This window comes from Pseudomonas fluorescens (assembly GCF_001307275.1).
Taxonomy (GTDB): domain Bacteria; phylum Pseudomonadota; class Gammaproteobacteria; order Pseudomonadales; family Pseudomonadaceae; genus Aquipseudomonas; species Aquipseudomonas fluorescens_AA.
On sequence record NZ_CP012831.1, the window covers coordinates 3,073,458 to 3,086,179 of the forward strand.

The following is a 12,722-nucleotide window of genomic DNA, read 5'->3' on the forward strand; positions in this document are numbered from 1 at the left end:
CTGTTTCTAAATGTGAGGTGGTATTGGATGTATCACGGGGAACGACTCAACGCCTGGACGCACCTGGTGGGGGCGGTGGCGGCGTTTATCGGCGCAGTGTGGTTGCTGGTGATCGCCGGGATGGCGGGCGATCCGTGGAAGATCGTCAGCGTGGCCATCTACGGGTTCACTTTGTTGGTGCTGTACAGCGCTTCGACGGTTTATCACAGCGTGCGCGGGCGCAAAAAAGAAATCATGCAGAAGGTCGATCACTTTTCGATCTACCTGTTGATCGCCGGCAGCTATACCCCGTTCTGCCTGGTGACCCTGCGCGGGCCGTGGGGCTGGACGTTGTTCGGGATCGTCTGGGGGCTGGCGGTGATCGGGATCTTGCAGGAAATCAAGCCGCGTTCCGAAGCGCGGATCCTGTCGATCGTGATCTACGCCGTGATGGGCTGGATCGTGCTGGTGGCGGTCAAACCGTTGTTGGCGGCCCTGGGCAGCACCGGGTTTGCCTGGCTGGCCTCGGGCGGCGTGTTGTACACCGTGGGCATCATCTTTTTCGCCCTTGACCATCGTCTGCGCCACGCCCACGGCATCTGGCACCTGTTCGTGATCGCCGGCAGCCTGCTGCACTTCGTGGCGATTCTGTTTTATGTGCTCTAACCCCTGAGCAACCTGGATTCAATGTGGGAGCGAGCTTGCTCGCGATAGCGTCGGATCAGTCAGCATCGATGTTGACTGGCCCACCGCCATCGCGAGCAAGCTCGCTCCCACAGGGGGTATCAGACTTCAGAAATCCCCCCACAACTGCTGCGCCACGGCCAGGGCCACCACCGGCGCGGTTTCGGTGCGCAGCACGCGGGGGCCGAGGCGGGCGGCCTGGTAGCCGGCGGTCTTGGCCTGCTCGACCTCGGCATCCGACAACCCGCCTTCGGGACCGATCAGGAAGGCCAGGGTCGACGGTTTTTCATGACTGACCAGCGGTTCGGCCACCGGGTGCAGCACCAGCTTCAGTTCGGCTTCGGCCTGCTTCAACCAGTCAGCCAGCAGCAGCGGTGGATGGATCACCGGCACGGTCGAGCGCCCGCACTGCTCGCAAGCGCTGATCGCCACCTGGCGCCAGTGCAGCAGGCGCTTGTCGGCGCGCTCGTCCTTGAGGCGCACTTCGCAACGTTCGCTGAAAATCGGCGTGATCTCGCTGACCCCCAGCTCCGTGGCTTTCTGGATCGCCCAATCCATGCGCTCGCCCCGGGACAGGCCCTGGCCGAGGTGGATACGCAACGGCGATTCAAGTTGTCCGGCGAACTGCTCGTCCAACTGCACCCGCACGCGCTTTTTGCCGACTTCGGCCAACGTGCCGCGAAACTCCTGGCCGGAGCCATCGAACACTTGCACCGCATCGCCCTCGGCCATGCGCAGCACCCGACCGATGTAGTGGGCCTGGGCTTCAGGCAGTTCGTGGTCGCCGAGGCTCAGGGGGGCGTCGATGAAGAAGCGGGACAGTCTCATGTTTTGTTCTCTATTGAATCTGAATTCGACATTGCTGCAGGGGAGCTTTTTTGGCGAGGGAGCTTGCTCCCGCTCGGGTGCGCAGCGCCCGCTCTTCTTTAGGGCCGCTTCGCAGCCCAGCGGGAGCAAGCTCCCTCGCCACAGAGAAACGTGTCGTCAGCCCGGATCGCGATAGCCCGGGTGAAAGTCCTTCGGCACCGCCACGCTGACCTTGTCCCGGGTGGCGATGTCGATGCCTTCACTGGCCACTTCGGCGAGGAAGTCGATCTGCTCGGGGGTGATGACATACGGCGGCAGGAAATACACCACGCTACCCAACGGCCGCAACAATGCACCGCGCTCCAGGGCATGCTGGAACACCGCCAGGCCACGCCGTTCCTGCCACGGATACGCGGTTTTGCTGACCTTGTCCTTGACCATCTCGATGGCCAGCACCATGCCGGTCTGGCGCACTTCGGCGACGTTCGGGTGATCGGCCAGGTGCGCAGTGGCGCTGGCCATGCGCTGGGCCAGGGCCTGGTTGTTTTCGATGACGTTGTCTTCTTCGAAGATGTCCAGCGTCGCCAGGGCCGCCGCGCAGGCCAGCGGGTTGCCGGTGTAGCTGTGGGAGTGCAGGAAGGCGCGCAGGGTCGGGTAGTCGTCGTAGAACGCGCTGTAGACCTCGTCGGTGGTCACGCACGCCGCCAGCGGCAGGTAGCCGCCGGTCAGGGCCTTGGACAGACAGAGGAAGTCCGGTGTGATACCGGCCTGTTCACAGGCGAACATCGTCCCGGTGCGGCCAAAGCCGACGGCGATTTCGTCATGGATCAGGTGCACGCCATAGCGGTCGCACGCCTCGCGCAATAACTTCAGGTACACCGGATGGTACATGCGCATGCCGCCGGCACCCTGGATCAGTGGCTCGACGATCACCGCCGCCACCGTGTCGTGGTGCTCGGCCAGGGTCTGCTCCATGGCGGCGAACAGGTTGCGCGAATGTTCTTCCCAGCCCATGCCTTCGGGGCGGTGGTAGCAGTCGGGGCTCGGCACCTTGATCGTGTCCAGCAGCAACGCTTTGTAGGTTTCAGTGAACAACGGCACATCGCCCACTGACATCGCCGCGATGGTTTCGCCGTGGTAGCTGTTGCTCAGGGTGACGAAGCGTTTCTTGTCCGGCCGGCCGCGATTGATCCAGTAGTGGAAGCTCATCTTCATCGCCACTTCGATGCAGGACGAGCCGTTATCGGCATAGAAGCACCGGGTCAGGCCCTCGGGCGTCATCTTCACCAGGCGCTCGGACAGTTCGATCACGGGCTGATGGCTGAAGCCGGCCAGGATCACATGCTCCAACTGATCGACCTGGTCCTTGATGCGCTGGTTGATGCGCGGGTTGGCGTGGCCGAACACGTTGACCCACCAGGAACTGACGGCATCGAGGTAGCGCTTGCCTTCGAAATCTTCCAGCCACACGCCTTCACCACGCTTGATGGGGATCAGCGGCAGCTGTTCGTGGTCTTTCATCTGGGTGCAGGGATGCCACAGCACCGCGAGGTCGCGTTGCATCCACTGGTTATTCAGGCCCATTTACAGTCTCCTCGAGGCGGCTCGCGGCGGGCGCGGGCAAAACAATCGCGCAAGCCTATGCAATGGCGGCCCTGGGGACAACCCATTGTGTCGTTGACGCGACTTTGCGCGAGGCGATAGACGCCGCTGGCGGCGCTTTGATGGCTGTCGTATTCTTCGCCGTTCCCTGAGCCGACTGGCTCGAAAAACCGAGAGCCGCCTGGCTCGAAAGCTGAAATTTCCTACGTTTAATCCGGAGTTCGTTGAATGTCTGCTGGTTGGCTGCGCGCCTGTGCGCTGGTGATGATAGGGCTGTTCAGCGTTTCGGCGCTGGCCAAGGACAAACAACCGACGGCCATCGTCATCGGCGGCGGCCTGGCGGGACTCACCGCGGCCTATGAGCTGCAGAACAAAGGCTGGGCCGTGACGCTGCTGGAAGCCAAGCCGGACCTGGGCGGTCGCTCGGGCATGGCCACCAGCGAGTGGATCGGCAATGAGAAGACGCAGCCGGTGCTGAACAAATACGTCTCGGCCTTCAAGCTGAGCACCACGCCGGCCCCGGAGTTCGTGCGTACCCCCAGCTACCTGATCGACGGCACCTACTTCACCGCCGCCGATCTGGCGACCAAGCAGCCGGCCACCGCCGAAGCCCTCAAGCGCTATGAAACCACCCTGGACGACCTGGCGCGCTCCATCGAAGACCCGCAGAACCCGGCGGCCAATAACACGTTGCACGCCCTGGACCAGATCACCGTGTCCAACTGGCTCGACCGCCTGCAACTGCCAGCCACCGCGCGGCAACTGGTCAACCAGGAAATTCGTACCCGTTATGACGAGCCTTCGCGCCTGTCGCTGCTGTATTTCGCCCAGCAGAACCGCGTCTATCGTGGCGTGTCCGACCGCGACCTGCGCGCCTCGCGCCTGCTCGGCGGCAGTCCGACCCTGGCCCAGGCGTTCGTCAAGCAACTGAAAACCATCAAGACCAACTCGCCGGTGTCGGCCATCTCCCAGGACAAGGATGGCGTGACCGTCAAGGTCGGCAGCGTGGGTTACCAGGCTGACTACGTGGTGCTGGCGGTGCCACTGCGGGCACTGAACAAGATCCAGTTGACCCCGGCCCTGGACGCCCAGCATCAAGGCGCGATCAAGGGCACCAACTACGGTTGGCGCGACCAGATCATGCTCAAGTTCAAGACCCCCGTCTGGGACAGCAAGGCACGCATGTCGGGCGAAATCTACAGCAACGCCGGCCTGGGCATGATGTGGATCGAGCCGGCCATGAAGGGCGGCGCCAACGTGGTCATCAACCTGTCCGGCGACAACGCCCGGGTGATGCAGGCCTTCGGCGACAAGCAGATGGTCGATCAGGTGCTGATCCGCCTGCACGCGTTTTATCCACAGGCCCGTGGCGCGTTCACCGGCTATGAAATCCGCCGCTACAGCACCGACCCGTCCACGGGCGGCGCGTACCTGGCCTTCGGCCCGGGCCAGATCAGCAAGTACTGGCGTCTGTGGGAAAAACCGTTGCAGCGTGTAGCCTTTGCCGGCGAACACACCGACACCCTGTATCCGGGCACCCTGGAAGGCGCGTTGCGCAGCGGCCAGCGGGCTGCCAGCCAGGTTGAAGACCTGGCGGCCGGCAAGTCGTTCGAACCGGCCAAGGTCGCTCCCGCCGCGACAGCCGCCGCTGCCGGTGCGGTGGCGGCGAAGAAGGGCAACTTCTTCAGCAACCTGTTCGGTGGCTCGGATGACGACAAGAAGCCGGAGCCGGTCAAGGCGCCCGAGCCGGTAGCGCCAGCACCGACGCCAGCGCCAGCACCTGTGCCGGCACCTGCGCCGGCACCTGCGCCGGTAGAGGCGCCTAAGGCCGCAGCCCCGGTAAAAGCCGAGCCTGCCAAGAAAGCATCGGCGAAGAAACCGGCAGCCAAGACCCCGGCAAAAAAAGCCCCGGCCAAGGCCCCGGTGAAAAAGACCGAACCGGCGAAGAAGCCAGCGGCGAAGCCGGCGACGACCACTGAAACCAAGGTTCAGTAGTCGTCCTGGCGAAAAGCGCGGCTCAAGGGTCTAGCACTGTTCGCTCAAGGCTTGTCTGAATCATTGTGGCGAGGGAGCTTGCTCCCGCTGGGCTGCGCAGCACCCCTTTTTGTGAGCGCTTCGCACTCAAGCGGGAGCAAGCTCCCTCGCCACGGGCTCATCGCTTTTCTTAAGTAAGCAGCATAAGGCCCAAGGGCTGCTCTTTTTTTATCCTGCATTAGGCGTGTACTGACGCTGTCACCCAGAGCCCGGCGTTGTGCAACGAGCGCTAACTTCTTACACGCTGCGGCGATATATCGGAAACTTCCCACCCATTAACAGGATGGAAGTGATAGAGCGCACCAGTCATAGGCTCTAGGCTCCTAAAAAACTGGAGCGCTTATGAAAATCCTAATAGCGATGGTTGCGTTGGTAGTACTTTCTGGGTGTGTCTATGGCGAATGCCGGGATCCTTTGAGGATTCCGATGATCCCAAAAAGAGATCTGCAGTTGGCATACAAGTGCACGATGGATCCATACAAGCCCGAGTGCTCGGTGAATTAGTACATCAACTGTCAGGCTATCCTAGGATATTAGAGCTGGGGAGGGCCCAGCACACATGCTTCATGGCAAAAAAGCGCCGTGAGCAGGCTGCGATAGGGCCCTTTCAATCACGCGATCGCTGTTTGCACCGGTCGCCATCACCACCGTTTCCCCTTTAATCTTTCCTTAACCCACCCCCTCCAGACTGATGATCGTATTTCTCGATATTTCAAAGCGAAAATTTCCGCTTTAAATCGATAGATAACTCGCTAGTCTTGATCGCAGTTTTTACAGGATATGAGCAATGCAGCTTCGCAACTCTTCTTCTCGCTATGGCTGGGTCAGTATCGCTGTGCACTGGGGCGTTGCGCTGGTGGTGTACGGGCTGTTCGCCCTGGGCCTGTGGATGGTCGGCCTGGATTACTACAGCACCTGGCGCAAAGACGCGCCGGACCTGCACAAGAGCATTGGCCTGGTGCTGCTGGCGGTCATGTTGCTGCGGGTAATCTGGCGGTTTGTCAGCCCGCCACCACCGACTCTGCCAACCTATGGCCGCCTGACCCGCGTCGGCGCCAAGCTTGGCCATAGCGCACTGTATCTCGGGTTGTTCGCCGTGATGATTGCCGGTTACCTGATTTCCACCGCAGACGGTGTCGGGATTCCGGTGTTTGGCCTGTTTGAAGTACCCGCGCTGGTGTCCGGACTGCCCGATCAGGCAGACGTCGCCGGTGAGATTCATTTCTACCTGGCATGGGCGTTGGTCATTTTTTCCGGCCTTCATGCGTTGGCAGCATTGAAACACCACTTTATCGACCGTGACGCGACCCTCAAGCGAATGCTGGGGCGCCAAGCCTGATGTTCAACCTCGACTCCAAAGGAATAGAAAGCATGTTGAAAAAGACGCTCGCCGCCCTGGCAATCGGTTCTGCCCTGCTGTCTGCCGGCCAGGCCATGGCTGCCGACTACGTCGTCGACAAGGAAGGCCAGCACGCCTTCGTCGACTTCAAGATCAGCCACCTGGGCTATAGCTACATCACCGGTACCTTCAAGGACATCGACGGCAAGTTCAGCTTCGACGCCGCCAAGCCTGAAGCCAGCAAGATCGAGTTCAACGTGAATACCGCCAGTGTGTTCACCAACCACGCCGAGCGCGACAAGCACATCGCCAGCGCTGACTTCCTGAACGCCAGCAAATTCGGCAAGGCGACCTTCGTTTCCACCAGCGTCAAGTCCACTGGCAAGAACGCTGATGGCAAGGAAACCGCCGATGTGACCGGTGACCTGACCCTGCTGGGCGTGACCAAGCCGGTTGTGGTCAAGGCCACCTTCCTGGGTGAAGGCAAGGACCCATGGGGCGGCTACCGTGCTGGCTTCGAAGGCACCACCAGCATCAAGCGTTCGGACTTCGGCAAGCAGAAAGACCTGGGTCCAACCTCCGACGCGGTCGAACTGTACGTCTCGTTTGAAGGTGTCAAAGCGAAGTAACCTTCGCGCCTGACAAAAAAACGCCCCTGGTCTTGGGACCAGGGGCGTTTTTTATTGCGCGGATTCGGGCAACGCAGAGAACCCTGTGGGAGCGAGCCTGCTCGCGATGACGGCAGTTCTGTCACATTGATGTTGGCTGATACACCGCTATCGCGAGCAAGCTCGCTCCCACATTTGGAATGTGTTGGGCCAAAAAAACTGGTCTTGGGACCAGGGGCGTTTTTTATTGCGCGGATTCGGGCAACGCAGAGAACCCTGTGGGAGCGAGCTTGCTCGCGATGACGGCAGTTCTGTCACATTGGTGTTGGCTGATACACCGCTATCGCGAGCAAGCTCGCTCCCACATTTGGAATGTGCGGGCCAAAAAAACTGGTCTTGGGACCAGGGGCGTTTTTTATTGCGCGGATTCGGGCAACGCAGAGAACCCTGTGGGAGCGAGCTTGCTCGCGATGACGGCAGTTCTGTCACATTGGTGTTGGCTGATACACCGCTATCGCGAGCAAGCTCGCTCCCAAATCTGGAATGTGTCGAGCCAAAAAAAAGCCCCGGGTCGCGAGACCCGGGGCTTTTTCACGGCTTGAAAAAACTCAGCGATTGCGTGTCAGCAATGCCGGTTTTTCGCCCCGTGGACGGCTTGGCAGTTGATCCAGCTGTTCAGGTGTCGGGAAGCGATCGGCTTTCGATTCCTTGTGCATGATTTTCGGCTGGTTGCTGCGCGGGTTCTGCACGGCCGGTTCCTGGCGAGGCTGGTCGTCACGGGCCGGGCGGCGCGGGCGGGTGTCGTCGCGACGGGCCTGGCCGTCACGGGGGGCACCGTTGCGTGGGCCGCTGCGCTTGGCCGGCGGTGTGCCGGTAGACGAGCCGTTGCTGTTGCGCGGACCGTTCTGGCGACCCTGTGGCTGGCCACCGCGCGGAGCGCCTGCACCTGCGCCCTGTGCCGGGGCGCCCGGACGGCGACCGCGGCCCTGGGCCGGTTTCTGCTGTGGCACGTAGTCGACGCGGTTACCGAAGTTATCGACATCGTCATCCAGGAACTCGTCCGGGGCACGATCGGCTGCGGCGCGCGGAGCCGGACGCTGCTGCTCACGGGCCGGGGTGCCTTCGCGGGGCTTCTGTTCGCGGGCAGGGCGTTCGCCGCGGCCATTGCTGTTGCTGGCCGATTTTTCCTTGCCCTTGTCCTTGCCTTTGTCTTTGCGACCGCCGCCGCCACCACCGCCGTTCGGACCGTCGCCCCGTGGGCCGCGGGCATTGCGCGGATTACGCACATCCGGACGTTCGCGTACTTCAGGCTTCTCGGCTTCGATCGTGCTGGCATCGAAGCCCATCAGGTCGCCGTCGGCGATTTTCTGCTTGGTCATGCGCTCGATGCTTTTGAGCAGCTTTTCTTCGTCCGGCGCGACCAGCGAGATCGCTTCGCCCGAACGACCGGCACGGCCGGTACGGCCGATACGGTGAACGTAATCTTCATCGACGTTCGGCAGCTCGAAGTTGACCACGTGGGGCAACTGGTCGATGTCCAGGCCACGGGCCGCGATGTCGGTGGCCACGAGGATGCGCACTTCGCCGGCCTTGAAGTCGGCCAGGGCCTTGGTGCGGGCGTTCTGGCTCTTGTTGCCGTGGATCGCCACGGCTGGCAGGCCGTGCTTGTCCAGGTACTCGGCCAGGCGGTTGGCGCCGTGCTTGGTACGGGTGAAGACCAGGACCTGTTCCCAGGCACCGGCGGTAATCAGGTGCGCCAGCAGGGCACGCTTGTGGCTGGCCGCCAGGCGGAACACACGCTGCTCGATACGCTCGACCGTGGTGTTCGGCGGCGTGACTTCGATGCGCTCCGGGTTGTGCAGCAGCTTGCCGGCCAGGTCGGTGATGTCCTTGGAGAACGTCGCCGAAAACAGCAGGTTCTGGCGCTTGGCGGGCAGGCGGGCGAGGACTTTCTTCACGTCATGGACGAAGCCCATGTCGAGCATGCGGTCGGCTTCGTCCAGCACGAGGATTTCAACGTGGGACAAATCGACGCTGCCCTGGCCGGCCAGGTCCAGCAGGCGACCGGGGCAGGCCACCAGTACATCGACGCCACGGGACATGGCCTGGACCTGGGGGTTCATGCCGACGCCGCCAAAAATGCAGGCGCTGACGAACTTCAGGTCGCGAGCGTAGACCTTGAAGCTCTCGTGTACCTGGGCCGCCAGTTCGCGGGTGGGGGTCAGGACCAGTACGCGCGGTTGGCGCGGGCCATGACGCTGGGATTTGTCTGGATGACCGTTGGGAAACAACCGCTCCAGGATCGGAAGGGCGAAACCACCGGTTTTACCAGTACCTGTCTGCGCCGCGACCATCAGGTCGCGACCTTGCAACACGGCGGGAATGGCCCGCTGTTGCACCGGGGTAGGCTGGGTATAGCCGGCGGCTTCGATGGCGCCGACTAAAGCCTCGGAGAGACCGAGGGAAGCAAAGGACATGAGTAATCCTGTTTTAGTGAGGGCCTGGCCCAATGGGATAGTCTTGCCGGGCGCGAATGACGTTCAACCAAAAGACGTCATCCCGTCCGGTCCTGCCGGGCCTCGAAGGCGGGTCCGGACAAGGCTCGCGCGGGCTGTAGGCTGCGCTGTAGCGGTGTCGGGATGCCTTTTGCAAGACCGGGCGTCCGGGCGTGAGCCTGGCGGGAAGGCCGGAGTATAACAGAGCAAACGCCTCGCGCCGCTTTCCTGCTGCTCAACGGTTTATTTCAGTGCTGGCCCGGCCGGGCGAAGTGGCCTTGGTCATATCGCCTGCGCCGTAGCGGGCGCTCAGCTCGGCATAGGCCGGTTCGCGCTTGAAACGCTTGAGTTCGGCACTGAAGCGTTGCACCAGCAAATCCATCCCGGCATTGCGTCGCACCGCCAGGTATTGGCTTTGACGGCTCACCACCACCGGGTTTTCGGTGATCTGGTCGCCCAACTGCATTTGTTCGAGCACATGTCGGCCGACCCTGCGGTCGGTGATGAGCAGGTCGATCCGCCCCAGTTGCAACTTGCCGAAGTTGGCTTCGTGGGTGGGCGCCGCTTCACGTTTGAACAGGGTCGACTCACTGAAGGCCTGGCTGTACAGGTAGCCGGGCGAGGTGCCGACGGTCAGGCCGCCCAGGTCGTCGAGCGTGCGAAACGGATGGGGGCGGGCGTTGGCGTAGAACATCACGAATTCCACGTCCGACAGCGGTTCGCTGGGGTAAAGCAACAGGGCATCGCGCTCATCGCTGTGGAAAATGTCCAGCGCACCGTCCGCCAACCCTTGTTCCAGCATCGCCAGGCACCGCTTCCAGGGCAGGAACTGCCATTCCACATCGATGCCCAGGCGCTTGAACACAATGGCCGTGGTTTCGTAATCCAGGCCGAGCTTCTTGCCGTTCTCTTCGTAGACATAAGGCGCCCAGGGTTCGGTGACAATGCGCAACTTCTCGGCCTGGGCGGTCACGCTCAGGCACAAGAGAAGAAGGGCGGTCAGCAGCTGGACAATGACGGGCATGGGCCTGAGGTTACGACGAGAGCTTATCAAATAGCTAGAGCGCCCTGGCCTGTGCCCTGGTGGCCTGTTTGGCTAGTGAGTCAACTTCTGCGAATTTGAACTGACGAACTCACCACACAGGCCACTACTTGCCTTTTGCCTGCATCAGGTGCGCATAGATGGCTTCGCGGCGCTCACCCAGCACGAGACGAATCAGCGGATGATCGAGCCAACGTTTGAGTTCATGGTCCTGCAGCGATTTTTCCAGGCGATGTTCGACGTTCTCCAGGGCTTTTTCCCACCAGACCGGGGCGCAGGCCTGATCGAACTCGTTGGTATGGCGATAGCAGCCATAGAGAATCTCGCGCATGAACTGGCGTTTATGGCTGGGCAGCCCCAGGGTGATGAATTTGTAGGCCAGGCGTTGGAAGGTCGGCGGCCGAGGCAGGGTGGCGGTGACTTGGCCGGTTTCATCCAGGGCCTGGTGGCAAGTCGGTGCGGCGCCGTGTTTGTCGAGCCAGGCTTTGGTCTTGGCGCGGAACAGCTGCTTGCGGCTCCAATAGTGGTGGATCAGGTCCGGGCATTCGCGCACTTGCACCGAGCGATAGGCCGCTACCGAAAGGCAGAACTCTTCCAGCGTGTAGGCACCCTTCGCCAATGGATACAGTTCATCCATCAGGGCGATCGAGCGATCCAGGACTGACGCATCGACGCAGTTGAGACCAATGACCCCGGAGTTCAGCAAGGGCATGTCGTCGTCCGCCAACTGCCGCTGGCGCAGGGTGTCGGCCAGTGTCAGGTAAAGCTCGGCGTCCTTGTTGGCGCCATACGTCAGGCCGAAGGCATTGCACAGCAACGTACCAGGCTGGACGCGGCGAAACAGTTCGAGGGGGGAGCAGTGGAAAAAAGTGTCGGTGTCGATCAGCAGCGCCACCTCGGCTTCTTCGAGCACCTTCTGCATTACCACGTGCTTGGCGCGGAAGTGATACCCGTGGGGTTCGATCCAGGCCTGGCGGGTTTCATTGTCCAGCGGGCGCAAACGCACCGGCAGCCCTGCGTACGGTGCGGGATTGTCGGTGAACACCTGGATATCCAAGGCTTCGTCCGGCGTCTTGCGCAGGCCGGCCAGCGCGCTGGCGATGCTGAACAACGCTTCCTGGTGGTAGGTTTCGGCCCCGTAGACCAGATAAATGAGTTGTGGGGTCGTTAGCCTGTGACCATTAGGCATCTACTGCAATCCTCCAGATGTCTGCGCTTAAAAAAAAGGCCTTGGTTTTCGCCAAGGCCTCTTTGTACCACCGCATTAAGTCAATCAGCGCGGCAGCTTGAGGTTGTTCCATACCGCGAGACTGGGCTCGGCCTGGTTAAGGGTATAGAAATGCAGCCCCGGTGCGCCGCCCTGCAACAAACGTTCACACATTTGTGTGATGACTTCCTCGCCGAAGCTTTGGATGCTTGAGGAGTCATCGCCATAGGCTTCCAGTTGTTTGCGGATCCAGCGTGGGATTTCTGCACCGCATGCGTCGGAGAAGCGTGCCAGCTTGCTGTAGTTGGTGATCGGCATGATTCCCGGCACGACAGGAATGTCGACGCCCAGCTTGCGGATACGTTCGACGAAGTAGAAATAACTGTCGGCGTTGAAGAAGTACTGGGTGATGGCGCTGTTGGCGCCAGCATTGGCCTTGCGTACGAAATTGCGCAGATCGTCTTCGAAGTTGCGTGCTTGCGGGTGCATTTCCGGATACGCAGCCACTTCGACGTGGAAGTGTTCGCCGGTTTCTTCACGAATGAAGCTCACCAGTTCGTTGGCGTGGCGCAGCTCACCGCTGGCCATGCCCATGCCCGACGGCAGGTCGCCGCGCAGGGCAACGATGCGCTTGATGCCGGCGGCCTTGTACTGGGCCAACAGGCTGCGCAGGTCGTCCTTGCTGTCGCCGACGCAGGACAGGTGAGGGGCTGCGGGAACTTTGACTTCGCTTTCGAGCTGCAACACGGTGTTCAGGGTGCGATCACGGGTCGAACCGCCGGCGCCATAGGTGCAGGAGAAGAAATCGGGGTTGTAGCTGGCCAACTGGCGGGCAGTGGCGATCAGTTTTTCATGCCCAGCATCGGTCTTCGTCGGGAAGAACTCGAAGCTGTAGCGACGGTCTTGGGACATGGTCATATCCTTG

9 protein-coding genes and 1 pseudogene are annotated in these 12,722 nt (G+C 61.5%); 4 read left to right on the forward strand and 6 right to left on the reverse strand.

What is annotated here, in order from left to right:
* Positions 1-27: 27 nt before the first annotated feature.
* Positions 28-645: a PAQR family membrane homeostasis protein TrhA gene (trhA, locus tag AO356_RS13580; RefSeq protein ID WP_060740225.1), complete on the forward strand. Its 618-nt coding sequence runs from the start codon at positions 28-30 to the stop codon at positions 643-645.
* 126 nt (positions 646-771) lie between these two features.
* On the opposite strand, the gene AO356_RS13585 is transcribed toward trhA, so the two are convergent.
* Both AO356_RS13585 and AO356_RS13590 read right to left on the reverse strand, forming a co-directional pair.
* The gene (locus AO356_RS13585; protein ID WP_060740226.1) at positions 772-1,491 is read right to left on the reverse strand and encodes a 16S rRNA (uracil(1498)-N(3))-methyltransferase; all 720 of its coding nucleotides are present in this window, start codon (positions 1,489-1,491) and stop codon (positions 772-774) included.
* Positions 1,492-1,647: 156 nt separating this feature from the next.
* Complete coding sequence (locus AO356_RS13590; RefSeq protein WP_060740227.1) at positions 1,648-3,054, reverse strand: adenosylmethionine--8-amino-7-oxononanoate transaminase; 1,407 nt, start codon at positions 3,052-3,054, stop codon at positions 1,648-1,650.
* 246 nt (positions 3,055-3,300) lie between these two features.
* On the opposite strand from AO356_RS13590, the gene AO356_RS13595 reads away from it, so the two are divergent.
* The 3 genes from AO356_RS13595 (at position 3,301) to AO356_RS13605 (ending at position 7,074) form a co-directional block, all read left to right on the forward strand.
* A complete protein-coding gene (locus AO356_RS13595; RefSeq protein WP_060740228.1) occupies positions 3,301-5,067 on the forward strand; it encodes a flavin monoamine oxidase family protein in 1,767 nt (588 codons plus the stop codon).
* 826 nt (positions 5,068-5,893) lie between these two features.
* Positions 5,894-6,445, forward strand: coding sequence for a cytochrome b (locus AO356_RS13600; protein ID WP_060740229.1), 552 nt, complete (start codon positions 5,894-5,896; stop codon positions 6,443-6,445).
* Positions 6,446-6,477: 32 nt separating this feature from the next.
* Positions 6,478-7,074, forward strand: coding sequence for a YceI family protein (locus AO356_RS13605; protein WP_025215936.1), 597 nt, complete (start codon positions 6,478-6,480; stop codon positions 7,072-7,074).
* Positions 7,075-7,661: 587 nt separating this feature from the next.
* Here AO356_RS13605 and AO356_RS13610 read toward each other — a convergent pair.
* From AO356_RS13610 to metF, 4 genes and pseudogenes are all read right to left on the reverse strand, one after another.
* The gene (locus AO356_RS13610) at positions 7,662-9,530 is read right to left on the reverse strand and encodes a DEAD/DEAH box helicase (RefSeq protein WP_060740230.1); all 1,869 of its coding nucleotides are present in this window, start codon (positions 9,528-9,530) and stop codon (positions 7,662-7,664) included.
* Between the two features lie 231 nt (positions 9,531-9,761).
* A pseudogene (locus tag AO356_RS13615) lies at positions 9,762-10,572 on the reverse strand (substrate-binding periplasmic protein); the annotation flags it as partial.
* A gap of 124 nt (positions 10,573-10,696) precedes the next feature.
* Complete coding sequence (locus AO356_RS13620) at positions 10,697-11,779, reverse strand: hypothetical protein (protein WP_060740232.1); 1,083 nt, start codon at positions 11,777-11,779, stop codon at positions 10,697-10,699.
* Between the two features lie 84 nt (positions 11,780-11,863).
* Complete coding sequence (gene metF, locus AO356_RS13625) at positions 11,864-12,709, reverse strand: methylenetetrahydrofolate reductase [NAD(P)H] (protein WP_060740233.1); 846 nt, start codon at positions 12,707-12,709, stop codon at positions 11,864-11,866.
* Between the last annotated feature and the right edge of the window lie 13 nt (positions 12,710-12,722).